Here is a 24,270-nt window from a genome sequence, read left to right as displayed (position 1 = left end):
ATTAGAAAGAGGTGACTTCCCAAATAGGAAAACACCGAATACAGTACATTATCCTAATGATAGAAATCACTGGATAATACAGTCTATTGTTTTAAAATCAGATTAAATAAGTCTCGTCTAACTTAAAGATTTGCGTTGTGACGAGTGGTGGGTGATACGTTTCAAAAGAAGATGTGTTATTTTCGACACCTTCAAAAAGATTGATATACGTATAAACAAATGAAGCTATAAAAACTTGTTGTTCAAAAGAAATTTGGTCTACTTGTAGTTGTAATTCATTTTGACCATCAACTACTAATTGTTCATCATTACAGCAGTTTTTCTTTGTAATAGAACATTTTTTAGTTGCAGGTTTTTCCATTTTCATGCCGCAACCTTCTGCTTTGTTAAATAATGCGGTTTCAACTAAAGTATCTCCACAGTAATGCATGTTCATAGTGAATGACATTGTAGAGAATGACACTACAATAGCCATTACGAACGACATTATTTTATGGAAAAATTTCTTCATAATTATTGCAAAGGTAATGTTTCTAAATATTTTACCGTTTTGTTTAACAGAAGTTTATCGTAAAACAGCTGTTAAAAGAGTTAGTCTTTAATGTTTCTATTTTTTTTAAATGAAGTGTTTCGACTAGATTAAAGAGTATAAAAAATCCCGAAAACTTATGCTTTCGGGATTTTTTTATTTAATAAAATTATATTTTTCTTATTTAGTAAAAGGTACTGCTATACGAGTAGTTCCCCAACCTAAATGCATGTTGATTGCTCCATCAGCTTCATCAAAAACAATTGAGAAAGCATCTAAATCATCTCCAGAAGTTACTGGGACAGATAATCTTGCTACATCGTTAGCTTCATTATAAAAATAAGAACCCCAAACGTTTAAATCTGTACTGATTATTGCAGTCCATTCTTTTTCGTTAGGAATTAAATAAAATGTATACGTTCCAGATTTAACGCTAGAATCTCCAAGTTTCATGTCTGAAAAAAGTGTTAATTCTGCAGCTTCGTTTGCTCCAACTCTCCAAACTTTACCATTTGGTGCTAAGGTTGCTAAATCTCTTCCTTTAAGTTGTGGACGGCTATAAATTATTTTTATTGATTTATTTGCGTCTTTATAATTTGTAGGGAATGCAGCAGCATCCATTGGGCTTTTGTCTAGTTTTGCGAATTTTTGTGCGCTTACATTTGTTGATAATAAAAGTGCAAATACAAATACAAGACTCATTAATAGGGTTGTTTTTTTCATGATTTTAATTTTAAATGTTTTTTTGATTTTATACAGTCGTTTTAGTTTGCTAAAGTTAACAATAGTTAGTCAACCTTTTTTAATTTGAATTGTAAATCGTTCGATTAATTAGATTTCGATGAAAAATATGTATTTTTATATGAAAATTTAGAAACATGAAACTTTTAAGTTTTGGTCGCGATTTTAAACCCGATCAACAAGTTATTCTACGAGATTACCTAGCTATAGAACGTACACGTTTAGCAAACGAGCGTACATTACTATCTTATATTCGTTCGTCTCTGTATTTGCTTTTAGGAAGTCTTGCTTTATATCAAGTAAAAGAATTTCCGAATTTTAAATATTTAACTATTATCGGTTTAGTTTTTAGTGCCTTATTTTTTATGATAGGTATATACAGGTTTTCAATGCTTAAAAGAAGCTTAAAACGTTTGTATTATATGGCAGAGGCGAAGTAGAATCGTCTTAGTTCGTTTTTGATTATTAGGTAATTGTACTCGTTTGTTATTTCGTTCCGCCAATTTAACACCTCTAGTCTTTTTTCTATGCTTTTTAAATCTTATCTCTAGTTTTAAACAAAAAAAAGCTCCAGAATGAACTGAAGCTTTTAGTTTTATTTTAAATGAAATTGAAAAGTTTTACTTGCGCATCACTTTAACATTCATTTCTTCTATTTTTCTATCAGATAATAATGAAGGTGCTCCAAAAAGTAAATCTTCACTAGTTCCTGTTTTTGGAAATGCCATAACCTCTCTAATAGATGCTTTTTTCTCTAAAATCATCATTAATCGGTCTACACCCCAAGCAATTCCACCGTGTGGTGGTGCTCCGTAATGGAAGGCTTTATACATGGTGCCAACACTTTTTAGCATTTCTTCCTTGTTGTAACCCATGTTCTTGTATGTAGCTTCTAAAATTTCTGGTTTGTGTGCACGAACAGAGCCTCCTCCAATTTCGTAACCATTCAGAATTAAATCATATTGCTGTGCAATAATGCTTCCAATTTCATCTTCGTTACCATTCATGTGCTTCTCAATATCATATATTGCAGGCATCGAGAATGGGTTGTGTGTAAAGGTCCAACGGCCTTCATCTGTTTTTTCAAACATAGGGAAATCAATAACCCAAGCAGGTCTTAATTCCTTTGGGTTAATCAAACGTAACATGCTCCCTAGTTCTTGACGAACTGCATCTAAAGCTTTGTTGGCTGTTTCATAATCGGCAGCCGAGAAAAAGACAATATCACCAACTTGAGCGTTAGTGGTTTTTATAATTCCTGCAGCAATATCTTCACCTAAAAATTTAATAATTGGCGATTGTAAATCATTTTCATTAACGATAATATAGGCTAAACCGCCTAAACCATGTTGTTGTGCAATGCCGGTAAGTTTTTCAATCTGCCCTTTAGATAAGCGTTTTTTACCTTGTTCTTCGGAAGAAACTTTTATGCATTTTACAATACCACCTTCTTCAATAGGTTTGCTAAATACTTGGAAGCTGGTGTCTTTTACAATTTCTGTAATGTCTTGCAACTTTAACCCAAAACGTAAATCTGGACGGTCGCAACCGTAAAAATCCATCGCTTCTTTATAGGTAATCACTTCAAACGGATGTAAAACCCATTTTTTTCCATATATTTTCTTAACGATAGCATTAAACATATTGGTGTTTAAATCAATAATTTGTTGCATGCTAGCGTAAGCCATTTCTATATCGAGCTGTGTAAATTCTGGTTGGCGATCACCACGAGAATCTTCATCTCTAAAACAACGTGCAATTTGGAAATATTTCTCGTAACCACTAACCATCAACATTTGTTTAAATTGCTGAGGTGCTTGCGGCAACGTGTAAAATGCACCAGCTTGTTTACGTGTTGGCACAATAAACTCACGAGCGCCTTCATCGGTACCGGCACTTAAAATTGGCGTTTCAATTTCTAGGAAATCGTCTTCGTCCAAAATATCACGCATCATTTTAATCACCTTATGGCGATTCACGATTACACGACGTACATCATCATTTCTGTGATCTAAATATTTATACTGAAAACGAACATTCTCATTCGTTTTTGTAGCGCGTTTAATTTCAAAAGGAAGCGTTTTAGATAGATTTAAAATATCTAAATCTGTAGCTTCTAATTCTATAGTTCCCGTTTTTAAAGATGCATTATAATCATCTTCTTTACGTTGAACAATAGCGCCAGTTACTGTAATAACAGATTCTGGTTTAAGTTTTACAAGCTCATCTAAATTCGCGAAAGATTCTCGACTTAAGCGTACTTGGAAAATTTGAGTACTCGAATCGCGTAAATCAATAAACATTAATTCACCGTGATCTCGCACAGAAGAAACCCATCCAGAAAAAGTAACCGTTTCTGCTATGTTTTCTTCAGACACATCTGAGATTAAATGCGTTCTGTATTCATCTTTTATAACTAAGGGAATTTCAGGGAGAATTTCCTCTTCTTTTTGTTTTACAGTCTGAACTTTGTTGGTTTCTGGTTGTTGACGAGTTGCAACAGCTTCAACATTAGCTCCAGAAGTTTGAACTTGTTTTAAAATCCCTTCACGAATTACTTTTCCTGAAGCACCTTTGCCAATTATAGCAATTACCTTTCCTACTAAAATACCAGCTTTACCTTGGTTTCCAGATTTAATGTCATTGGCAACAGCTCCATTTTCTGAAATAACTTTTGCAATAGCATTTTCTATTTTTTCTTCGGAAATAGTATTGGCTTCAAAATACGTTTTGTAATCGAATTTTGAATCTGCTAATAACGACTGGATAGCGTTTTGAGCTAAAACAGGCGTTACATTTTCATTTTTAAATAAGCTAAAGATTTCTATAAAATCAGCAATGTTTTCAATGCTTGTATAGTCTTCCGCTTTAATGTTGTTGGTTAATGTTTTCGCAACAAACGATGGTTCTTTGATAACGTTGTTGATGGCAACAAAGGTTTCCGATCGTAATGAATCGGCTGTGAAAAACTTAGCATCCTGTGGTAAAACACCACCTTTTATTAAAATAGATTCTACAGCAAAAGGTAATGTGCTTAAATCAACATCAATAGATTCTACAACGTCTTTAATGTTTACAAAAGGTAAATCTGGCTCCGAAATAAAACGGTAGTCTGCCTCAAATTCCTTTTTACGCATGGTTTTAGTTTGCTTTAAATCGGCATCCCAAAGCACCGTAGTTTGGTCTGGTCTAAAAGCTTTATTCTCTAAGTAGTAATTAAGTTGTTTTTCTACTTCTTCTTTTAAAGCATCAATCATAAACTTAAACGAGTTTAAGTTTTTAATCTCAGTTCTCGGGTTTAGTTCGTAGCTCTGTTTTTTACGAAGCGATACAGAAACATCCGATTTAAACTCTCCTTTTTCAAGGTTAGCTTCAGATATTTTTAAGTTTTGAACAATACGTTGAATGTACTGTGCATAGGTTGAAGCATCTTCAATATGGCGAATACAAGGCTCTGTAACAATCTCAATAAGAGGAACACCTGCTTTGTTAAAATCGACTAACGAGATTTTTTTCTCATGCATTAATTTCGCAGCATCTTCCTCAATGTGAACTTGCGTTAAATTCACCGTAAATTGAGAACCGTCATTTCTGAAACAAGAGACTTGTCCGTCAGGAATAACAGGATTATGAAACTGTGTAATTTGTATATTTTTTGGGTTGTCTGGGTATTCGTAATGTTTTCTATCCCAAGAAATTACTTCATTTTCAAACGTAGATTTTACCGCTTTACCAAAGTAAATAGCCTTTGTAATGGCTTCTTTATTAATGGATGGTAAAACACCCATTTGGCCAGTACAAACCGAACAAATATTTTGGTTAGGTGTATCTATTTCTTCGTTTGGACAAGAACAAAATAATTTTGATTTTGTGTTTAATCGTACGTGTGTTTCCAGACCGATTACTAACTCTAATTCGTGCTTTTTAAGTAGCTCGTTTAATTGCTCTAATTCCATTATATCGTATCTTTTAAGAAGTTAGCAAACTTCAAAACGAGTTCGTCATTATGTTTTGCTGCCGTAATTTGTAAACCTGTCGCTGTACCTTGTGGAACAGTTAGAGTAGGTAATTGCCCTAAGCTGAAACCAACGGTATAAGCATCGGATAAATACATGGCGTGCGGATCTTTTAAACTGTCGCCAATTTTTGGTGGCGTGTTTGGTGTTACTGGAGAAAGAATGATATCTACATCTTTAAAATCGTTTTCGAAATTTGAAGAAATAGTGTCACGAAGTGCTAAACCTTTTAAATAAATTTCATCTGAAAATCCTTGAGATAATACTTGATTTCCACCAACGATACGGCGTTTTGTTTCTTCAGAGAAGTTTTCAGAACGTGTTACCGAATAGGTTTCTTTTAAGGTATCACCTTCAATTCTGTTACCATAATTTGTACCGTCTAAACGTGATAGGTTTGATGCAGTTTCGGCCATAGCTAAAGTATAATATGTAGATACTAAAGTTTCAGATTCAAAGAAGTCTAATGCTTTAACTTCAATACCTTTTGCTTTAATTTTTTCGATAGCTTGTAAAAAATCAGCTTTTACTTTGGGATCAATCGCTGGGCTTTCAATAAAGTTTTTAAAGTATCCAACGGTTTTAATGCCTTCAGAATTTAAAATTTGCGCCTGAGATATTTCCGCTGAAGCGTAAGAGGTTTGATCTTTAATATCTTTGCCACTCATTACGTTTAGTACAATACGGATGTCTTCGATAGATTGTGCAATAGGTCCAACGCAGTCTGTAGACGATGCATAAGCCATTAAACCATAACGAGAAATACGACCGTAACTTGGTTTTAAACCATAAACATTATTGTAGCCAGCAGGTTGGCGAACCGAACCACCTGTATCGCCACCAATAGAAAAAACGGTGTAATTTTTTGCAACGTTTACTGCAGAACCACCACTAGAACCACCACCAACTAAGTCGGGATTTATAGCGTTTTTTACCGCGCCAAAAATGGTGTTTTCTGAAGATGAACCATGACCAAAACTATCGCAATTTTCTTTTACCAAAGGAATAGCGCCTGCATTCAATAAATTTTGAATGGCCGTTGCCGTATATGCAGCTTTGTAGTTTTTTAACAGGTTAGAACTCGCCGTTGTTAGCGTACCCTGAACCATGTAAACATCTTTAATTCCAAAAGGAATGCCTTCTAGCAAACCAATAGTTTCGCCGTTAGCAATTTTAGCATCTACTTTGGCTGCTAAATCTAGCGCCATAGTATCTAACATGGCGTTAACCGTGTTGTGCGTGTTTTGTTTTAATTGGGCTAATTTGTCTTGCACTAATGCTGTGCAAGTTATTTTTTTATCCACCAATTGCTGATGGATTTTGAGTATTTGAGAATCCATATTTATTCTTCTATCACTTTAGAGACTACTAAATATCCGTTTTTTTCCTTCGGAAAGTTTTCGATGATTATCTGTTTTTCAATTGCAGAACTTTCAATAACAACATCGTCTCTTAAATCGTTTATTGAGACCGAATTATTATGATTATAATTAAAGGTATTATTATTTGTTGGCTGTGCATTTTTAATCACATCAAATAATTTGTTGACAGCCTCGGAGGGTTGTGCACCTTTAATACTCGACAAAATGTCGACGGTCATAATTTTACTCATGTCTTAATTTTTATATTACTAAGTGAAACTTATAAGCTAGCAAAATTACGAAAGTTTTTATTGGTGCGGAAGCTTATGCATTGTAAAGTTAGAATGCCATTTTATTGGTGAAATGCCCTATGAAAATGTAGGTTATTCCCGAAATTGATGACAAATTTATATTCAAAAATGGTATTATTTAAAAATATGAAAGTGTTAACATTTTGGTGTAAATGTTAAACCCTATAATTTATGTGATTTTACGATCCAAAAAAGATGTGTTTTATGCTGCTGCTAAACGTGTTTTTCTTTTCAAAACAACAAAAACAAGAATAGATAAAATACCAAAAAGTGAAAACCCAATAAACAATGGTAAAACCGATGTTTTTACAAAAGTGCCAATATAATGTGCAATAGGTACCGCTAAAACAGTTGATAAAAAACCGTTTATTGCTGCTCCAATTCCTGCAATATGCCCAATAGGTTGCATGGCTAATGCTCTTAAATTTCCGAATAAAAAACCAACAGCAAAAAACTGTAAAGCTAAAAATGAGATAAGAGTATAAATACTTGGGTTTTGTCCAGATGAAAATAAAACCACATACAATATAGAAATAAAAGCATAAGCTAGGGTGGAGTAATATGCAATTTTCATCATGCCAAATCGCTCAACAAGTTGGCTATTTAAAAAGGTAGCAAAACCAATAGAGATCGCAAGACTGGCAAAAATATATGGAAACATTTCAGCTAAATCATATTGCTCCTGAAAAATTTGTTGCGAGGTACTTAAATACACCATGAACGAACCGGTAATAAAACCTGAAACTAGCGTAAATGCTACAGATTCTTTATATTTAAAAAACTCTTTAGCTCCATTTAAAAATAGATGCGAAGAGAATTTTATACGTTTCTCTTTTGGTAAAGTTTCGGGTTGTCTCAGCCAAAACCAAATCATGATAATTAAACCAAAAATCAGGTTGAAGTAAAATATAGCTTGCCAATTAAAAAGGTTAATTAAAAATTGCCCAAACATAGGAGCTATAACTGGGACTAAAATGAAAAACATAACCACAAAAGATAAAATTTTAGCCATGTAATCGCCACTAAATTCATCACGAACCATAGAGGTACTTAAACTTCTTGGTGAAGACAAACCAATACCTTGTAGAATACGCCCAAAAAGCATCATTTCGTAACTTTCTGTTGTTACACAAATAATACTGGCAATAATAAAAACAACAAAACCAACATAAACAATGGGTTTACGACCAAAACTATCTGAAATAGGTCCAAAAATAAGTTGCCCAAAACCGATACCTAAAAAAATCATGGTGATTAAAAGCTGATTCTGGCTTGAGCTTGTAGCGCCTAGCGAAGCTCCAATTTCGGGTAAAGCAGGCAAAAGTGCATCGATCGTTAAGGCAACAATAGACATTAAGGATGCCATTAAAGCCACGAATTCAAACTTTACTTTTTTGATTTTTTCCATCGGGCAAAGGTAAAATATTATAAATCTACAGGTATTCAATTAACATTTATTAACGTTATAATATTATCACTAAATTTGATTCGAATAATTACACGTAAATGAATATAAAACCGCTTTTAGATTATATAGAAAACCACGTAGATTTAACGCCTAAAGAGGAAGCTTTTTTGCAATCTAAAGTGGTTTATAGACAGTATTTAAAAGGGCAATATATTATACAGCAAGGCGATGTTTGTAAACATGTTTGTTTTGTTATTTCGGGTTGTACCAAAACCTTTTATTTAGATAGAGAAGGTCAGGAGCATGTGTTATCTTTTGCAATAGAAAATTGGTGGACTTCTGATATGGGAAGTTTTATTTCGCAAACACCTGCCGATTATAATACGCAATGCTTGGAGAATACTGAGGTGGTTATGTTTGTTTACGATAATTCGGAAATATTATATACTGAAATACCTAAACTAGAACGTTTTTTTAGACAAATAGTAGAGCGCGCATATACGGCTTCGCAAAAACGGATTGTGCGCAGTTTTAGTCTTACTGCTAAAGAGCGTTATGTGATTTTTAAAAAGGAATATCCAAAAATAGAAAAGCGTATTCCACAATATTTAGTAGCATCATACCTTGGTATTACTAAGGAGTTTCTTAGTAAAATTAAAAGTCAGCTTGTCCAAAAAAGCGAATAATTCTTCGTTTTGAAAAAAAATGAAACTTCAGAATAAAAGTAAATGTTAAACTACATTAACATCATTTAATAATCTACTTCAATGTATAGTTTTTAAAAGCGTCGCACCTTTGTGGTATAATATATAAACAGATAAATAAATTTATATCACAATGAAAAATTCAATTAAAAATATAGCACTTGTTGCTTTTGTAGCGCTTTTTACATTTTCTTTTACAACTATTGAAAAGGATAAAAAAGATATTAAAACCGAAAGTAGTAAAGTGGTTTGGAAAGGTTATAAAGTTACAGGTTCTCACGAAGGGACTATCAATATTCAGTCTGGTGCTTTAGATTTTGATGGCGATAAATTAATTGGCGGAAACATTACTATAGATATGACAACTTTAGTGTCTACCGATTTAGAAGGCGAGTATAAAGGAAAACTTGAAGGTCATTTAAAATCTGATGATTTCTTTGGTGTTGAAACTCATAATACATCAACTTTAGAATTTACAGATGTTAAGGCTTCAGGTAAAAACTCGTATGATGTTACTGGGAAGTTAACTATTAAAGGAAAAACAAATTCAGTAAAATTTACAATTTCTATTTATGGAAATAAAGCAACCGCAAACTTAAAAGTAGATAGAACGAAATACGATGTAAAGTATGGTTCTGCAAGCTTTTTTGATGGTTTGAAAGATAAGGCTATTTACGATGAATTCGATTTAGTTGCCGATTTAGAGTTTTAATAGCAACCTAATTTTTAGGTAAAAGAGAAAGGCGTTCAGCAATGAGCGTCTTTTTTTTTGTTTTTAAGGTTTCTCTTTTGGATAATGAAAAGCCTATCTTTGAAAATCTATTAAAAGAAACTTCATTTTATGTCATTTAAAAAACTAATTGAGCCATTAAAAGATACGCTTAAAACCAAAGGCATTGAAACGCCATTGCCTCTTCAAAAGAAAATTTTGTCTAGAATTAAAGGTGGTTCGAGCATGTATGTTTATGCGCCAAAAGGTTCAGGGAAAACATCGAGTATGATTATAAGTGTTATTCAGAAACTGAAAAATGCTCATGAAGATGCGCCACGAGCTCTTATTTTTGTAAAAGACAAGCAAACAGCATTAGATTTAGAGCTAGAATTTAATAGCTATAAACGAGGTACCGATTTACGTGTTTATTGTGCTTACGATGAAAAAAATATTGATGACCAACGTGATGAGATTTATTACGGTACCGATATTGTAATTGCTACACCAAAACGATTGAATAGATTGTTTTACTTAAATGCAGTAAATTTAAATAGACTACAAATGTGTGTTGTAGATGATTCTGAATTTTTATTTAGAAATAATAATTTAGCAGAAGTAACTAGAACGCCCGAAAGTATTGGCAAATGTCAATATTTAGTATTTGCTGAAAAACCGGACGCTAGATACGCGCGCTGGCAAGATACCTTTATGTATAATGCCGAGATTGTAAATATGTTGTAGTGTTACAACGGAATATTACCGTGTTTACGTTTTGGAACGTTAACCTCTTTATTTTCTAACATAGCAAAAGCTTTAATTAATTTTCTTCTTGTATCTTCAGGAAGAATCACCTCATCTATAAAACCACGTTGGGCTGCACGGTACGGATTTTCGAATTTTTCGGCGTATTCGGCTTCTTTTTCTGCAAGTTTTTCTGATGGATTCTCAGCGTTAGAAATTTCTTTTTTAAATATAATTTCACTGGCACCTTTGGCTCCCATAACAGCAATTTCGGCACCTGGCCAAGCGAAGTTTAAGTCGGCCCCAATGTGTTTGGAATTCATAACATCGTAAGCTCCACCATAAGCTTTTCGGGTAATTACAGTTACTCGTGGCACTGTAGCTTCACTTAAGGCATATAGTAGTTTAGCGCCGTTTACAATAATACCATTCCATTCTTGATCTGTGCCAGGTAGAAAACCAGGCACATCGACTAGCACTAACAATGGTATATTAAAACAATCGCAAAAACGTGTAAATCTGGCTGCTTTTTTAGAACTGTTTACATCTAAAACTCCTGCAAGGAATTGTGGCTGGTTGGCAACAATACCAATGCTTTTTCCGCCTAAGCGAGCAAAACCTACAATAATATTTTCGGCATAATCTTTATGTATTTCGTAAAAAGAATCCGTATCGATAATTCCTGAAATAACCTGATACATATCATAAGGTTTGTTTGGGTTATCAGGAACAATAGTAGCAAGCACATCTCGAACTTCATCTTGTAAATTGTAATCTAAAGGCTTTGCGGTTTCTGTATTATTTTGTGGTAGATAACTTAAAAGTGTTTTTAAATCGTCTAAACATTCAATATCATTTGCTGAGGTTTTATGAGCAACACCCGATTTGGAGGCATGGGTTTGTGCGCCACCCAAATCTTCACTACTCACTTCTTCATTGGTTACCGTTTTTACAACATTTGGGCCCGTAACAAACATGTAGCTCGTGTTTTCTACCATTAAGGTGAAGTCCGTCATGGCAGGAGAATAGACAGCTCCGCCAGCACAAGGCCCCATAATAGCCGAAATTTGAGGAATAACACCCGAGGCTTGTACATTTCTATAAAAAATATCGGCATAACCACCAAGCGAGCGTACACCTTCTTGAATTCGAGCGCCACCAGAATCATTTAAACCAATAATAGGAGCGCCTACTTTTACAGCCAAATCCATTATTTTACAAATCTTTTCAGCATGAGTTTCCGATAAGGCACCACCAAAAACAGTAAAGTCTTGGGCGTAAATATATACCAATCTACCGTTTATAGTGCCATAGCCTGTAATAACACCATCGCCGTAATACAATTGGTTTTCCATACCAAAATCTGTGGTTCGGTGTGTTACTAATGCACCAGTTTCTTCAAAAGAACCTTGGTCCATTATGTAATTCACACGTTCTCTTGCGGTTAGTTTTTTTTTGGCGTGTTGTTTATCTATACGTTTTTGTCCGCCGCCTAAATGAGCTTCGGCAATACGTTTGTTGAGTTGGTCTGCTTTTGAATCCATGGTTTTTTGTTATTCCGAGGTTTTAATGTTGCCTACTTAATAGGTAATCGTAAAATCTTTTGGTCTTCTAAAAATTGTTTAACGGCAATGAGTGCGGCAATTTTGGCTTCAGTTTCCGATTCAGCTTTAATAGCTTCCGGATTATAATGTTGTTTTACAAAATGTGTATCGAAATTTCCAGATTGAAAAGCCTCGTGGTTACAAACAAACTTTCCGAAATTTAATGTGGTTTGTACGCCTTCAACGTGATAATTATCAATAGCTTTTATCATTAATTGAATGGCTTCTTCTCGAGTATTCCCGTAGGTTATTAACTTCGCCAACATGGGGTCGTAATAAATAGGAATATCCATGCCTTGCTCAAAACCGTTGTCTACTCTAATGTTTTTACCTTTGGGTAGTTTGTAAACTTTTAAATTGCCTACGCTTGGTAGAAAATTGTTTAATGGGTCTTCGGCATAAACTCTTAACTCTAATGCGTGCCCCTTAATTTTTAAATCGTCTTGTTTTATTTGAAGTGCTTCGCCTCGCGCAATTTTTATTTGTAGTTCAACTAGATCCACTCCAGAAATAAGTTCTGTTACCGGATGCTCAACTTGCAGACGTGTATTCATTTCTAAAAAATAAAAATTTTGATTTTCATCTAATAAAAACTCAACAGTTCCTGCTCCCAAATAGTCGCAAGATTTGGCCACTTTTATAGCGGCTTCCCCCATTTTTTTACGAAGCTCTGGCGATAAAATACAAGATGGCGCTTCTTCAATAACTTTTTGATGACGACGTTGTATGCTACATTCTCTTTCAAAAAGGTGTAAAACGTTGCCGTGACTATCGGCTATAATTTGAATTTCTATATGTCGTGGAGAACTCACATATTTCTCAATAAAAACGGAGCCATCTCCAAATGCAGATGTGGCTTCGCTTATAGCACGATTCATCTGCGATTCTAAATCGGCTTCTTGTTCCACAACGCGCATGCCTTTTCCGCCGCCTCCTGCCGATGCTTTTATTAAAATAGGAAACCCTATGTCTCTTGCAATGGTTTTTGCTTTTTCAACATCGGTTATGGCTTCGTCAATCCCTGGAACCATTGGGATGTTATAATGCTTTACGGCATCTTTTGCCGCCAATTTGCTGCCCATTATTTTAATGGCTTTCGATTTTGGTCCAATAAAAATAATGTTATTTGCTTCGCAAGCCTCTGCAAATGCGGCATTTTCACTTAAAAAACCATAACCTGGATGTATGGCATCAACATTAAGGCTTTTAGCAACTTCAATAATTTTATCGGCTCGTAAATATGATTGGTTGGATGGTGGTTCGCCAATGCAAACGGCTTGATCTGCAAATTTAACATGCGGTGCATTTCGGTCTGCTGTAGAAAATACAGCAACCGTTTTTATGCCCATTTTCTGAGCCGTTTTCATCACTCGAATGGCTATTTCTCCTCGATTTGCAATTAATATTTTCTTCATGTTTTATATTAATTATTCAAATTCAATTAATAAATAGTTTTTTTCTACGGCCTCACCTTTTACAGCAGAAATCGATTTGATAATTCCATCTCGTGGTGAAGTAATTATGTTTTCCATTTTCATGGCCTCTAAAATTAATAGCGAATCGTTTTCTTTAACCTCTTGACCTGTTTTAACAAAAACCTCTAAAATCAATCCAGGCATTGGCGCCTTTAATTTATTAATGTGTTTAGATGCGCTATTTTCAAAGCCCATTTCGGTTATTAATCTGTCTAAATCATCAGAAATGTTGACTCTATAAGTGGCGTTATTAACTTGTATAGTGTAAGTTTTGTTTAAGTAATTACTTTCTGAAATTTCAACTTGATACGATTTGTTATTATGAAGAATGTGTCTGTTATTTTCGGAAGTATTTATAGCATCTAGCTGGTATGCATCTTCTTTCGAAATTTCAAAAACCTGATTATTGTTCACTTTCGTGATAAACTGTTTACTCATAAAATCCAGATTAGTTTGTAGTAAATATAAGGATTTTAAGATTCAATTTAAATTTCGCATTTTGAAACGAAAGGATATTGTCGTGAATTTTTAAAAGTTGCTAGCGTAAATTAGTTTTATAACGCATTCGCTTTTTAGTTATTGAATATGTAGAGAAAGCTTTTTAGTGAAGGTTATGCTTTATTTTTAAAATGAGAATTTTTCTGATGCTGCTGTATCGCTTTTCTAGAAAGTAAAATGCCAATAAAAAGTGAAACGAAAGCACCTATCCAAATTCCTGGAATAAAATCGATAAATAAGAAGAAATCGTAAGCACCATGAAAAATAACAGCTAGTAGTAAACCGGTTAAGTTTAAAACTATTTTGTTTTTGGAGAATTTAGCTTTTCCCATAAAATAGCCCATTAAAATGCCAAAAGTAGCATGCGCAGGGATTGCGGTTATGGCACGTAAAAAAGCTGTTTCAAAACCACTGTCAAAAACATAAACAATGTTTTCGGTAGCAGCAAAACCCATGGAGACCATTACAGCATATACAATACCATCGAATGGTTCGTTAAAAGCTGTTCGAGTTTGAGCAAAATAGCGTACAATAACATATTTGCTAAATTCTTCGGTTAATGCGACAACCAAAAAGGCTTTTAGAAATAATTGTAGAAGACTAGTGTGATCGTCTAAAGGTAAAATATAATCGAAAACATAATACATTAACGAGGTAATAATAATGCTAATTACGGCGCCTAATAAAAAAGCGATAAGCATGAGGCGTTTTGGTTCTTTCTCGTATTTATCTTTGATATAGATGTAAATAATAACTAGAAAAACTGGTGCGATTGCCGAAAGTAGTAATGCCATTAAAGTGTTTTTTAATAAGATTTTCGATAAGTAAATTAAACTTGTGCTTTTATTTTATCGAGTACAAACTGATAGTATGCTTTGTTTGAAGGGATAAAATGATTGTCGGTACTGTTTTCTAAATGCAATTTAAACTGACTGAAAGAAACGAGTTTTAATGCTTCAACTTCTTCCTCTTGTGCAGTAAGTTCTGTGATGTCGACTTTTAGTTCAGCAATAAAAACATGATGAAATTCATTGTCTTGGATAGCACCATCTGCATAAGCTGTTAAATGTTTATTAACGCCAATTTTAATTAAATCATTTGGTTTAAGTAATAACCCTAATTCTTCTTGAGTTTCACGTATGGCAGCGGTTTCTATAGATTCGCCGGCATCAATATGGCCAGCAGCCGATACATCCCAAAGTAGTGGGTAGATGGCTTTTTTATGAGAACGTTGTTGCAGTAAAATTTCACCTTGACGTGTAAACAACCAGAGATGGATGGTATTGTGAAACCATCCGTTTTTATGAGCTTCAGATTTTAAAGCCACCTGTCCTGTTGGTTCACCATTTTCGGATACAATATCTATATATTCGTCCATATTCTAAGATTAAAAAAAGCCTCACTTACATGAGGCTTTTATGTTTTATATTTAAAATCTAATTAGTCGAAATAACTAAATGTTTCGCCATCTTTAATGTTTAATAACGTTTCATAAATCATTTTAATAACGTTTTCAACATCATCTCTATGTACCATTTCTACAGTAGTATGCATGTATCTAAGTGGTAAAGAAATTAAAGCAGAAGCTACACCCCCATTGCTGTAAGCAAAAGCATCGGTATCTGTTCCTGTGGCTCTAGAAAGTGCAGAGCGTTGAAAAGGAATGCCTTTAGCTTCAGCTGTTTCAGTAATTAAATCGCGTAATTTTTGTTGTACAGCAGGAGCATAAGCAATTACAGGTCCACTACCAAGTTGTAAGTCTCCTTGCGTTTTCTTTTCAATCATTGGTGTAGTGGTATCGTGTGTTACATCGGTTACAATAGCCACATTTGGTTTAATGGTTTGGGTAATCATTTCGGCACCACGTAAACCAATTTCTTCTTGTACAGAATTTGTAATGTACAGTCCAAAAGGTAATTCTTTTTTATTTTCCTTTAGTAAACGAGCTACTTCAGCAATCATAAAACCACCCATACGGTTATCCAATGCACGACAAACAAATTTATCGCCATTTAAAATATGAAATTCATCCGGATACGTAATTACACAACCAACATGAACGCCTAAATTTTCAACCTCTTCCTTGGTTTTGCAACCACAATCGATAAAAATATTGTCAGGTTTTGGAGCTTCTTCGTTCGCTTTATTTCTTGTGTGTATGGCTGGCCAACCAAAAACACCTTTTACAATACCATTTTTAGTGTGGATATTTACAATTTTACTTGGTGCAATTTGGTGATCACTACCACCGTTTCTAATCACGTAAATAAGTCCATCATCAGAAATATAATTAACATACCACGAAATTTCATCAGCATGCCCTTCAATCACAACCTTGTATTTTGCATCCGGATTAATTACCCCAACCGCAGTACCATAGGTGTCTGTGATAAAAGTGTCTACATACGGTTTTAAATAATCCATCCATATTTTCTGTCCTTCCCACTCGTATCCGGTAGGAGCTGCATTATTTAAATATTTTTCAAGAAAGTCCATAGACTTTTCGTTCAGTATACTCTTCTTTGCCATTTTATTAAGTTTTGCACTAAAATAATAATATAAATAGAAAAAAAATGTTTTAAAGGGAGTAAATTATTAATTTTGACATACTAATTATCTTGTGATATTTTGACGACATTTTTAAAATACATATTCTTCTTATTCCCGGTATTGCTTATCGCGCAAGTTAGCGATATAGAGCAAGATACCACTGTGGGTAAATATTTGATAATAAAAGGCGATAGCATTCCGCGAACCTCTATAGATTTAGATGCTGTAATGATTCTACATCGTCTTAAATTTGAAAATAGAGAAGCTCGCATTCGGTATTTAATTTTACGCCGAAAAACATTAAAAGTATATCCGTATGCAAAAATGGCTGCAGACCGGTTAGATTCCTTAACAAAGCATTTAGCAACACTTACTAAAAATCGGGAAAAGAAAAAGTATACTAAGAAAATACAGAAATATATTGAAGGTGAATTTTCAGATGAATTAAAAAAAATGAGTCGTACCGAAGGTCAAATACTCGTAAAGTTAATACATCGACAAACCGGAATTACTACGTTTGAATTAGTGAAGGAATTACGAAACGGTTGGCGTGCCTTTTGGTATAATACCACGGCAAGTATGTTCGATATTTCACTAAAACGAGAATTCGATCCTGAAAATGAAAAAGAAGATTATTTAATTGAAGATATTCTACAGCGAAACTTTCAAAGCGGACGATTAGTACGTCAAAAATCGGCTATTCCGTTCGATTTTTATACCCTAACAGAAAAGTGGCGAAACACACCCGAAAAACCATAAATTATGCGAATTCAAACACCTTTTGAAGAAAAACTGAATGCTCTAACGCATGGTATTGGTGCTGTTTTAGGTGTTGTAGCTTTAATTTTATTGATAAAATACAATACGCACAAAACTCCCTGGAGTTTGTTTAGCGTTATTGTTTATGGCATTTCTATTATTGTATTGTTTACCGCATCAACATTGTACCATTCTGTTATAAAAGAGAAGCAAAAACATATATTCCGGATTATAGATCACATAAGTATTTATGTACTTATAGCAGGGACTTACACGCCTGTTTGTTTAATTACGCTCGACCAAAGTTTTGGGTGGCCAATGTTTTGGGTTGTATGGGGTATTGCTCTTTTTGGGGTAGTTTTAAAAATTTTCTTTACGGGAAGATTTGAAATCTTTTCAACCTTACTCTATTTAGTAATGGGTTGGCTTATAGTTTTCGATTTCACATCTTTATCTGAAGGCATAGGAAGCGATGGTATTTTGTTTTTGTTTGCAGGCGGTTTATCTTATACCATCGGTATTATTTTTTATGCCATTCAAAAAATTCCTTACAACCATGTTATTTGGCATTTGTTTGTTTTAGCGGGTGCCGTTTTTCATTTTTTAATGATTTTTAATTACGTGATATGATAGCTGTTAAAAGTGCAAAAACTCAAGCGGATTTTAAATTAGTAGAAACCTTAGCAAGCCAAATTTGGCATCAGCATTATCCTGATATTATCGGTTTAGAGCAGGTAGAGTATATGTTAGAAAAATTTAATTCCGCGAAAGTGATTGAAGAACAAGTTCGTTTAGGCGCGCAGTTTTATTATTTAACTCATAACGAGAAACCTATTGGTTATATGGCAATTAAGCCAGAAGACGATTTTTTGTTTTTAAGTAAATTGTACGTTGCAGAAACCTCTAGAGGAAAAGGTGTTGGTCGGGTTGCTTTGACTTTTATAGATGAAGAAGCAAAAAAACAACAACTTTTAGGCATAAGGTTGAAGGTGAATAAATATAATACTGCATCTATTGCAGCCTACGAAAAATTAGGCTTTAAAAACGTAAAAGCATCTGTTACCGATATTGGAAACGGCTTTGTTATGGACGATTTTGAAATGGAAAAGTTGTTCTAGTGTTTAGTTGAGGTATTAACCTTCAATAACATCTTTGTATTCCTCGAAAAAAGCTTCAAATAAATTCATGTTTACATTAAAAAACTCCATCACATCGCGCCATGTGTTTTTATTATGGATAGAAACTTTTTGTTCTAACGGTACATAAATTCTCGAAATTTCTTTTTCATTATCTAAAAAATAAGCTTCGTTGTAAATGGCGTCAGGCAAATATTCGTCTAACAAAATAGATTTTAAAGCCTCAAGTTTTTCCCAATGATTAATGCGGTGTTCCAAATCGTCTTCAAGATCTAAAGCGATTAAAGCACTTCGGTTATCAAAATGAAATTTAAAACTTAACCCTTTTAATTTTGTGTTGTATAAAATCCACTTTCGTGGGAAAGATTTTCCGAAACTGGTCCAGAATTCTTCTCTCATTCGTCTTGATTCTTCTTTACTAAACATTGAAAATATATGATTTTCTATTTCCGCGAAGGCGGAAATCTCATTAATTTATAACCCTAATTACAGTTTTCTACTCACCGTTAGCCCATCTCGAATTGGTAAAACAACGGTTTCTATTCTTAGGTCTTCTTTTAAAAGTGTGTTGTAATCCAAAACAGCTTTAGTCGATTTATCTTTAGGGTCTAGAGGCTCAATCACTTTACCATGCCACAACACATTATCGGAAATAATAATTCCACCGGGATTTAGCTTTTCAATAATTAAATAAAAATAATTGACGTAGTTCGGTTTATCGGCATCAATAAAAATTAAATCGAAGGTTTTATCTAGCGTTGGTATAATATCAATAGCATTACCGAGGTGCTGAAAAATTTGATGTCCGTATTCCGATTTATCGAAATATTTACGCTGAAAATCATACAATTCCTCATTCACATCGATAGTGTGTAACTCACCATCTTTTTGTAAGCCTTCAGCTAAACATAAAGAGGCATAACCTGTAAAAGTGCCGAGTTCCAAAATGTTTTTTGGATTTTTAAGTTTAGAAATCATGCTTAAAACGCGCCCTTGGTAGGGACCGCTGAGCATAATGGGCTGTAAAATTTTCTGATACGTTTCGCGCGTAAGTTGCTGTAATAATGAAGGTTCGTCTTCAGAATGGTTTACAACATATGCGTCTAATTCTTCGGGTAAAAAGTGCATTTAGAATGTGTTCTTTTCGTAATAGATAAAAGGCAAAAGTATTACTTTTTTATAATCTTTCGGGGTCTGAAAATTAAAAGCAAATTGTGGTTATCCTAAAATGCGAGTTATTAGTTTCTGTTTAGCCAAATCATCATCGCCACAAAGCCATTGCACCACGTTGTTTTCCCAAATATCATCGTATTCGGTAGTGGTAATAATGTCGCGTTCTACGGCCAAATCTAAAATTTTCCCTGGGTATGATGATTGTTTATCACTTTCCATTTCACCTAAAGGATAAGGATCGTCGAGCCCCATGATAACTTGTTTAGAACCGTGATTTCTAATCAGTAATTCTAGTCCGCCAGTATCATGTACTAAAGTATCGAAGAATATGTTTTTATGCCCCACGGCTTTTCTAGGGTGGTGTTTACCTTCGAATAAGTCGGGTCTGCCATCAAAACCTTGAATACGTCGTCCTAAATTAATTTGAGCCAATTGTCCGCCATGCGCAAAACAAGTTCGCATATTTGGATATTTTTCTTGATAACCATTTAAGGTTAAAAAATGATATGCATCGCCACATTGAGCCAACATCCAAATAAGATGAAAACGCCAAGATGTGTTTTCTAATTTTATGAATTTTTCACCATCGTAAGGGTGTATTTCTACAGCTAAATTATATTTATTGGCCAATTCAAAAATAGGCTCATTTTCTTCATCAAAAATACAACGCCATGTGCCAATGGTATCCATGTAGTGCGTTGGTAAGCAAAGCAATTGCATACCATGCGTTTCTACGCAACGTTCAATTTCCCAGCAGGCACTTCTAATAAAACCTGGATGCACCACAAAGCCACAAGTGAATTTACTGGGGTGTTCTCGCTGAATACGTGCGTTAAAATCATTTTGAAAACGTAACGCTTTTTTCATTTCTTCAACACGTAAACCATTGCCGTAAAGTTGCGATAGATTTAAAACCACAGCATGATCTAGCTTATTGCGCTCCATCCATTCTAATTTTTCATCTAGGAAAAAACTAGAGTCGGTTACGGGGCGTTTCCAATCTTTTTGAAGCATAAATTTCCGGTCTTTATCCACCCAAAAAATGCCTTTTTCTTGCATGTAATCTGGTATTTCTTCCGGATAGGGAAGTAAGTGCGAATGTCCGTTAATTCTAAGTTTACGTTTCATGTGTTTTGTTTCAGCGAAAGCGAAAAAAGTTTTATGTTGTTTAGAAAATACGACTTTAAACAGGAATATCTAAAGTTTTAAAAAGTGCTATTCAATTTTTACCTTTTTAGGAGGTTGCATAACTTCACTGCAATTTGGGCAGGTGCGTTTGTGCTGATCACTGTAATAATTATCGAAAATTTTAGGCATATCGGTTTCAATATTTTCTAGTGTAAAATCTTCTTCATAAAGTTTGGTTACACAGTTTTCGCAAAACCAAACTAAAGCATCTTTAGTACCTTCTGGGCGTTTGTACTCAATAACTAAACCAACCGTGTTGGCTCCACGTTGCGGAGAATGTGGCACTTTTGCAGGTAATAAATAAATATCACCTTCTTTGATATGCACATCTTTTGGCGTGCCTTTATCAATAATTTTTAAAACAATATCACCTTCAATTTGATAGAAAAACTCAGGGGTTTCATTGTAATGATAGTCTTTTCGGCTATTTGGACCTCCAACAACCATAACAATAAAGTCAGCATCTTTCCAAACCACTTTGTTACCAACGGGTGGTTTTAATAAATGTCTGTTTTCTTCAATCCAAGCTTTAAAATTTAGAGGAGAAACTAGTTTGCTCATTTTTTATATTTTGAATTAAGTTTTTATAAAGTTACAATTTATAATGAATTCTATATATTCCAAATGTTAAATATTGGTTGGTTTTTGGAACTACAGTTTTCTAAAAATTAGAATTTAGATTTAAGATGTTTTCGGTTTCTTGTTGCACCTTTTTTAGAATACTATTTAAGTTTTCTGATGGCGTTATAGTTTTATTCTTTAAAAGACTAAGGATGGCTTTATCTTGAGCACGCCCTTTTAGCATAGCTTCTTGATAACCTATGTTTTCATTAAAAGTAACCATACTATATTTTGAAGAATATTTGGTAGGAAACTCTTTTTCTAAAGCCATTTCTATTCTACGCTTTTCTTGAAAAATAGGATGCGCCACATGATCGCGCATTTCTAAAAAGTTATCGAGTGCTAAATCGGCAATAGCATCGGTATCTTTTTTACGATGATTTTCGTAACGTTCAAAAACGGTTTGCCAATCGCCTTCATATTCATCTAAAATAGCGTCAAATTCTACAACATCCTCAAAAGCAGCATTCATGCCTTGGCCGTAAAAAGGGACAATAGCGTGAGCGGCATCACCCATTAAAAGTGTGTTGCCTTTGTAATGCCATGGCGAACACTTTACGGTGCCTAATGCAGCGGTTGGATTTTCAAAAAAGTCTTGTGTTAAATTTGGCATGAGCTCTAAAGCATCTGGGAATTCTTTTTTGAAAAAGGTTTCCACTCGCTCTGGGGTTGTTAAGTTATCGAAATTATATTCGCCTTCGCTGTAACTTAAAAATAAAGTGACGGTAAAACTTCCGTCTAAATTAGGTAAAGCAATAAGCATAAAGTCGCCTCTTGGCCAAATATGTAAAGCATTTTTGTGTGTTTTGTAATCGCCCGTATTTGTTGGAAGTATGCTTAATTCTTTATAGCCATGAGATAGGTAATCTTGCGAGAAACTAAATAGGAATTTTTTACCTAAAAAGTAACTCTTTCTTAAAGCAGATCCTGCACCATCGGTAGCTATTATAATGTCGGCGTTTTCTGTAAATTCGAGTTTGGTTTCGTAATCTTTGAATAACGCAGAGGTATTTTCAAAATCTACTGATTTACATTTTTTATTGAAATATATATTTACATTTTCGTGTTGTTCGGCTTCATTTAAAAGAAGGCTGTTTAAATCGCCACGAGAAATGGAGTTGATGTATTCGTGAGTTCTTCCGCTGTAATTAGATTGAAAGGTGTTACCTTCTTTATCATGAATCATACGGCCATGCATGGGAATGGATAAGGCTTGCGCTTTATCTTCTAAACCAACAAGTTTCATGGCTTTGTTACCACGATCGGAAAAGGCTAAATTTATAGAGCGGCCTGCACTAATATCTACCTTTCGTAAATCGGGACGCATTTCGAAAACCGAAACGCGATATTCGCGCTGCCCCATGCGTAGAGCAAGTAAACTTCCACAAAGTCCTGCTCCTATAATAATTACGTTTTGTTGTTTACTCATTTAAAATAGTTTTTAATTTTTCAACTAATTGGTATACATCTTCGAAAGAATTGTACAGTGGTACAGGTGCACAGCGAATTACATCTGGCTCGCGCCAATCGCTAATTACACCAGCTTCGGTGAGTTTGTTATGTAATGTTTTGTTTGCATTTTTAACTTGAATAGAAAGTTGGCAACCACGCTCGTCTGGGTTTGTTGGTGTAATTATTTTGATGGCATCTTCACCTAAATCATTAAGTAAAAACTCGAAATAACCAGTTAGTTTTTTAGATTTTGCTGTGAGTTTTTCTATACCAACTTCTTTAAAAATATCTAAGGAAGCTTTTATTGCTGCCATAGATAAAATAGGCGGGTTGCTAAGTTGCCAACCTTCTGCTCCAGGAAGTTGGTCGAATTCACCACGCATATTAAAACGTGTTTTTTTATTGTGGCTCCACCAGCCTGTAAATCTATTTAACTCTCTATTATGGGCATGGCGCTCGTGTACAAAACAGCCTGCCAAGCTACCAGGACCAGCGTTTAAGTATTTATAAGTGCACCAAACAGCAAAATCAGCGCCAGAATCGTGTAAGTTTAATTGAACATTTCCTGCACCGTGAGCACAATCGAAACCAACATTACAACCATATTTATGGCCTAACGCTGTAATGCGTTTTAAATCGAAAAATTGACCGGTATAATAGTTTATGCCTCCAATCATAATTAGGGCAATTTCATCGCCTTGAGCTTCTAAAATAGCTTCTAAATCATCATAATTTAAAAGTTCTTCGCCTTCTCTAGGTTTCCAAAGTACAACGCCATCTTTATCATCATATCCGTGGTGACGTAATTGAGATTCTACAGCATATTTATCTGAAGGAAAAGCATCACTTTCAATTAAAATTTTATAGCGTTTTTTTGTTGGTTTGTAAAATGAAACCATCATAAAATGTAGGTTGGCAGTAAGCGTATTCATTACAATAACCTCAATTGGTTTTGCGCCAACAACATGCGCCATACTTTCAGTTAAAAACTCATGATATGGTAACCAAGGTGTTTTAGCTTCAAAATGACCTTCTACACCTAAGTTTGCCCAGTCTTCTAGTTCTTGGTTAATATATTGTTTTGTCTCTTTTGGTTGTAGTCCAAGCGAATTCCCTGTCATGTAAATAAGTGGTTCCCCATTTTTGTTTTTGGGTAAGTAGAATGCGTCGCGATACGATTTTAATATATCGTTTTGGTCCTGCTGTTTTGCAAATTCTAGACCTGTTTTAAATTCAGACAAAGGTTTATTGATTTTCTGTTCCTAGCAAAAATAAAACAATTATATCAAAT

At 34.3% G+C, this 24,270-nt stretch carries 24 protein-coding genes and 2 pseudogenes; 7 read left to right on the top strand and 19 right to left on the bottom strand.

The annotated features are described in order from the left end of the window. Positions 1 to 97: 97 nt before the first annotated feature. Complete coding sequence (locus GQR98_RS03885; protein ID WP_233268071.1) at positions 98 to 511, bottom strand: HYC_CC_PP family protein; 414 nt, start codon at positions 509 to 511, stop codon at positions 98 to 100. 198 nt (positions 512 to 709) lie between these two features. Beyond that, complete coding sequence (locus GQR98_RS03880; RefSeq protein WP_159018368.1) at positions 710 to 1,252, bottom strand: DUF2911 domain-containing protein; 543 nt, start codon at positions 1,250 to 1,252, stop codon at positions 710 to 712. 155 nt (positions 1,253 to 1,407) lie between these two features. Here GQR98_RS03880 and GQR98_RS03875 point away from each other — a divergent pair, with 155 nt between their 5' ends. Next, positions 1,408 to 1,710: a DUF202 domain-containing protein gene (locus tag GQR98_RS03875; RefSeq protein WP_159018367.1), complete on the top strand. Its 303-nt coding sequence runs from the start codon at positions 1,408 to 1,410 to the stop codon at positions 1,708 to 1,710. Between the two features lie 180 nt (positions 1,711 to 1,890). On the opposite strand, the pseudogene aspS reads toward GQR98_RS03875, so the two are convergent. From aspS to GQR98_RS03855, 5 genes and pseudogenes are all read right to left on the bottom strand, one after another. Beyond that, positions 1,891 to 3,720: pseudogene (gene aspS / locus GQR98_RS19325) on the bottom strand (aspartate--tRNA ligase); the annotation flags it as partial. Between the two features lie 135 nt (positions 3,721 to 3,855). Then, positions 3,856 to 5,226, bottom strand: a pseudogene (gatB, locus tag GQR98_RS19320) (Asp-tRNA(Asn)/Glu-tRNA(Gln) amidotransferase subunit GatB); the annotation flags it as partial. Continuing rightward, positions 5,226 to 6,626: an amidase family protein gene (locus tag GQR98_RS03865; RefSeq protein ID WP_159018365.1), complete on the bottom strand. Its 1,401-nt coding sequence runs from the start codon at positions 6,624 to 6,626 to the stop codon at positions 5,226 to 5,228. The pseudogene gatB and the gene GQR98_RS03865, both read right to left, overlap by 1 nt. A 2-nt stretch (positions 6,627 to 6,628) precedes the next feature. Further along, positions 6,629 to 6,898, bottom strand: a complete 270-nt coding sequence (locus tag GQR98_RS03860; RefSeq protein ID WP_199270264.1) for a hypothetical protein — start codon at positions 6,896 to 6,898, stop codon at positions 6,629 to 6,631. A 262-nt stretch (positions 6,899 to 7,160) separates the two neighbouring features. Further along, complete coding sequence (locus GQR98_RS03855) at positions 7,161 to 8,366, bottom strand: multidrug effflux MFS transporter (RefSeq protein ID WP_159018364.1); 1,206 nt, start codon at positions 8,364 to 8,366, stop codon at positions 7,161 to 7,163. Positions 8,367 to 8,464: 98 nt separating this feature from the next. On the opposite strand from GQR98_RS03855, the gene GQR98_RS03850 reads away from it, so the two are divergent. The 3 genes from GQR98_RS03850 (at position 8,465) to GQR98_RS03840 (ending at position 10,523) form a co-directional block, all read left to right on the top strand. Then, complete coding sequence (locus GQR98_RS03850; protein ID WP_159018363.1) at positions 8,465 to 9,052, top strand: Crp/Fnr family transcriptional regulator; 588 nt, start codon at positions 8,465 to 8,467, stop codon at positions 9,050 to 9,052. A gap of 151 nt (positions 9,053 to 9,203) precedes the next feature. After that, on the top strand, positions 9,204 to 9,782 hold the full coding sequence (locus tag GQR98_RS03845; protein ID WP_159018362.1) for a YceI family protein: 579 nt from the start codon (positions 9,204 to 9,206) through the stop codon (positions 9,780 to 9,782). Positions 9,783 to 9,911: 129 nt separating this feature from the next. Continuing rightward, positions 9,912 to 10,523 carry a DEAD/DEAH box helicase gene (locus GQR98_RS03840; RefSeq protein WP_159018361.1) on the top strand — a complete coding sequence of 204 codons (612 nt, stop codon included), beginning with the start codon at positions 9,912 to 9,914 and terminating at the stop codon, positions 10,521 to 10,523. A gap of 2 nt (positions 10,524 to 10,525) precedes the next feature. Here the strand turns inward: GQR98_RS03840 and GQR98_RS03835 are convergent, their stop codons facing one another. The 6 genes from GQR98_RS03835 to GQR98_RS03810 form a co-directional block, all read right to left on the bottom strand. Further along, entirely contained in the window at positions 10,526 to 12,067 is a 1,542-nt protein-coding gene (locus GQR98_RS03835) for an acyl-CoA carboxylase subunit beta (RefSeq protein WP_159018360.1), read from the bottom strand. A gap of 32 nt (positions 12,068 to 12,099) precedes the next feature. Beyond that, entirely contained in the window at positions 12,100 to 13,542 is a 1,443-nt protein-coding gene (accC, locus tag GQR98_RS03830; protein ID WP_159018359.1) for an acetyl-CoA carboxylase biotin carboxylase subunit, read from the bottom strand. Between the two features lie 12 nt (positions 13,543 to 13,554). Continuing rightward, the gene (locus tag GQR98_RS03825) at positions 13,555 to 14,040 is read right to left on the bottom strand and encodes an acetyl-CoA carboxylase biotin carboxyl carrier protein subunit (RefSeq protein ID WP_159018358.1); all 486 of its coding nucleotides are present in this window, start codon (positions 14,038 to 14,040) and stop codon (positions 13,555 to 13,557) included. A 173-nt stretch (positions 14,041 to 14,213) separates the two neighbouring features. Then, complete coding sequence (locus GQR98_RS03820; protein ID WP_159018357.1) at positions 14,214 to 14,894, bottom strand: PrsW family intramembrane metalloprotease; 681 nt, start codon at positions 14,892 to 14,894, stop codon at positions 14,214 to 14,216. A gap of 35 nt (positions 14,895 to 14,929) precedes the next feature. Then, the gene (locus GQR98_RS03815; RefSeq protein ID WP_159018356.1) at positions 14,930 to 15,478 is read right to left on the bottom strand and encodes an NUDIX hydrolase; all 549 of its coding nucleotides are present in this window, start codon (positions 15,476 to 15,478) and stop codon (positions 14,930 to 14,932) included. A 62-nt stretch (positions 15,479 to 15,540) separates the two neighbouring features. Beyond that, complete coding sequence (locus GQR98_RS03810) at positions 15,541 to 16,629, bottom strand: M42 family metallopeptidase (protein WP_159018355.1); 1,089 nt, start codon at positions 16,627 to 16,629, stop codon at positions 15,541 to 15,543. Positions 16,630 to 16,725: 96 nt separating this feature from the next. Here GQR98_RS03810 and GQR98_RS03805 point away from each other — a divergent pair, with 96 nt between their 5' ends. From GQR98_RS03805 to GQR98_RS03795, 3 genes are read left to right on the top strand one after another with little or no spacing between them, the layout of a single operon-like run. After that, the gene (locus GQR98_RS03805; RefSeq protein WP_410488905.1) at positions 16,726 to 17,409 is read left to right on the top strand and encodes a DUF4294 domain-containing protein; all 684 of its coding nucleotides are present in this window, start codon (positions 16,726 to 16,728) and stop codon (positions 17,407 to 17,409) included. A 3-nt stretch (positions 17,410 to 17,412) separates the two neighbouring features. Further along, the gene (gene trhA, locus GQR98_RS03800; protein WP_159018353.1) at positions 17,413 to 18,039 is read left to right on the top strand and encodes a PAQR family membrane homeostasis protein TrhA; all 627 of its coding nucleotides are present in this window, start codon (positions 17,413 to 17,415) and stop codon (positions 18,037 to 18,039) included. Next, a complete protein-coding gene (locus GQR98_RS03795) occupies positions 18,036 to 18,527 on the top strand; it encodes a GNAT family N-acetyltransferase (RefSeq protein ID WP_159018352.1) in 492 nt (163 codons plus the stop codon). The genes trhA and GQR98_RS03795 overlap by 4 nt, the downstream gene beginning before the upstream one ends. A gap of 15 nt (positions 18,528 to 18,542) precedes the next feature. Here GQR98_RS03795 and GQR98_RS03790 read toward each other — a convergent pair whose 3' ends face one another. The 6 genes from GQR98_RS03790 to kynU all read right to left on the bottom strand — a co-directional run bounded on the left by GQR98_RS03790 (position 18,543) and on the right by kynU (position 24,220). Further along, entirely contained in the window at positions 18,543 to 18,971 is a 429-nt protein-coding gene (locus GQR98_RS03790; protein WP_159018351.1) for a DUF4268 domain-containing protein, read from the bottom strand. A gap of 60 nt (positions 18,972 to 19,031) precedes the next feature. After that, entirely contained in the window at positions 19,032 to 19,673 is a 642-nt protein-coding gene (locus GQR98_RS03785; RefSeq protein ID WP_159018350.1) for an O-methyltransferase, read from the bottom strand. A gap of 90 nt (positions 19,674 to 19,763) precedes the next feature. Continuing rightward, entirely contained in the window at positions 19,764 to 20,846 is a 1,083-nt protein-coding gene (locus tag GQR98_RS03780; RefSeq protein ID WP_159018349.1) for an amidohydrolase family protein, read from the bottom strand. 87 nt (positions 20,847 to 20,933) lie between these two features. Beyond that, positions 20,934 to 21,467: a 3-hydroxyanthranilate 3,4-dioxygenase gene (locus tag GQR98_RS03775; protein WP_042499819.1), complete on the bottom strand. Its 534-nt coding sequence runs from the start codon at positions 21,465 to 21,467 to the stop codon at positions 20,934 to 20,936. Positions 21,468 to 21,567: 100 nt separating this feature from the next. After that, positions 21,568 to 22,956, bottom strand: a complete 1,389-nt coding sequence (locus GQR98_RS03770; protein ID WP_159018348.1) for an FAD-dependent oxidoreductase — start codon at positions 22,954 to 22,956, stop codon at positions 21,568 to 21,570. Further along, complete coding sequence (gene kynU / locus GQR98_RS03765) at positions 22,949 to 24,220, bottom strand: kynureninase (protein WP_159018347.1); 1,272 nt, start codon at positions 24,218 to 24,220, stop codon at positions 22,949 to 22,951. Before kynU ends, GQR98_RS03770 begins: the two co-directional genes overlap by 8 nt. Positions 24,221 to 24,270: the final 50 nt, after the last annotated feature.

Source organism: Algibacter sp. L3A6, assembly GCF_009796825.1.
Classification (GTDB): domain Bacteria; phylum Bacteroidota; class Bacteroidia; order Flavobacteriales; family Flavobacteriaceae; genus Algibacter.
The sequence above is the reverse complement of the archived record's forward strand: the minus strand, read 5'-3'. Positions and strand labels throughout refer to the sequence as shown.

Bases quoted from the DNA above. Each gene is read 5' to 3' on its own strand.
- GQR98_RS03885 (WP_233268071.1), bottom strand. From the start codon at position 511: ATGAAGAAATTTTTCCATAAAATAATGTCGTTCGTAATGGCTATTGTA.
- GQR98_RS03880 (WP_159018368.1), bottom strand. From the start codon at position 1,252: ATGAAAAAAACAACCCTATTAATGAGTCTTGTATTTGTATTTGCACTT.
- GQR98_RS03875 (WP_159018367.1), top strand. From the start codon at position 1,408: ATGAAACTTTTAAGTTTTGGTCGCGATTTTAAACCCGATCAACAAGTT.
- GQR98_RS03865 (WP_159018365.1), bottom strand. From the start codon at position 6,626: ATGGATTCTCAAATACTCAAAATCCATCAGCAATTGGTGGATAAAAAA.
- GQR98_RS03860 (WP_199270264.1), bottom strand. From the start codon at position 6,898: ATGAGTAAAATTATGACCGTCGACATTTTGTCGAGTATTAAAGGTGCA.
- GQR98_RS03855 (WP_159018364.1), bottom strand. From the start codon at position 8,366: ATGGAAAAAATCAAAAAAGTAAAGTTTGAATTCGTGGCTTTAATGGCA.
- GQR98_RS03850 (WP_159018363.1), top strand. From the start codon at position 8,465: ATGAATATAAAACCGCTTTTAGATTATATAGAAAACCACGTAGATTTA.
- GQR98_RS03845 (WP_159018362.1), top strand. From the start codon at position 9,204: ATGAAAAATTCAATTAAAAATATAGCACTTGTTGCTTTTGTAGCGCTT.
- GQR98_RS03840 (WP_159018361.1), top strand. From the start codon at position 9,912: ATGTCATTTAAAAAACTAATTGAGCCATTAAAAGATACGCTTAAAACC.
- GQR98_RS03835 (WP_159018360.1), bottom strand. From the start codon at position 12,067: ATGGATTCAAAAGCAGACCAACTCAACAAACGTATTGCCGAAGCTCAT.
- accC (WP_159018359.1), bottom strand. From the start codon at position 13,542: ATGAAGAAAATATTAATTGCAAATCGAGGAGAAATAGCCATTCGAGTG.
- GQR98_RS03825 (WP_159018358.1), bottom strand. From the start codon at position 14,040: ATGAGTAAACAGTTTATCACGAAAGTGAACAATAATCAGGTTTTTGAA.
- GQR98_RS03820 (WP_159018357.1), bottom strand. From the start codon at position 14,894: ATGGCATTACTACTTTCGGCAATCGCACCAGTTTTTCTAGTTATTATT.
- GQR98_RS03815 (WP_159018356.1), bottom strand. From the start codon at position 15,478: ATGGACGAATATATAGATATTGTATCCGAAAATGGTGAACCAACAGGA.
- GQR98_RS03810 (WP_159018355.1), bottom strand. From the start codon at position 16,629: ATGGCAAAGAAGAGTATACTGAACGAAAAGTCTATGGACTTTCTTGAA.
- trhA (WP_159018353.1), top strand. From the start codon at position 17,413: ATGCGAATTCAAACACCTTTTGAAGAAAAACTGAATGCTCTAACGCAT.
- GQR98_RS03795 (WP_159018352.1), top strand. From the start codon at position 18,036: ATGATAGCTGTTAAAAGTGCAAAAACTCAAGCGGATTTTAAATTAGTA.
- GQR98_RS03790 (WP_159018351.1), bottom strand. From the start codon at position 18,971: ATGTTTAGTAAAGAAGAATCAAGACGAATGAGAGAAGAATTCTGGACC.
- GQR98_RS03785 (WP_159018350.1), bottom strand. From the start codon at position 19,673: ATGCACTTTTTACCCGAAGAATTAGACGCATATGTTGTAAACCATTCT.
- GQR98_RS03780 (WP_159018349.1), bottom strand. From the start codon at position 20,846: ATGAAACGTAAACTTAGAATTAACGGACATTCGCACTTACTTCCCTAT.
- GQR98_RS03775 (WP_042499819.1), bottom strand. From the start codon at position 21,467: ATGAGCAAACTAGTTTCTCCTCTAAATTTTAAAGCTTGGATTGAAGAA.
- GQR98_RS03770 (WP_159018348.1), bottom strand. From the start codon at position 22,956: ATGAGTAAACAACAAAACGTAATTATTATAGGAGCAGGACTTTGTGGA.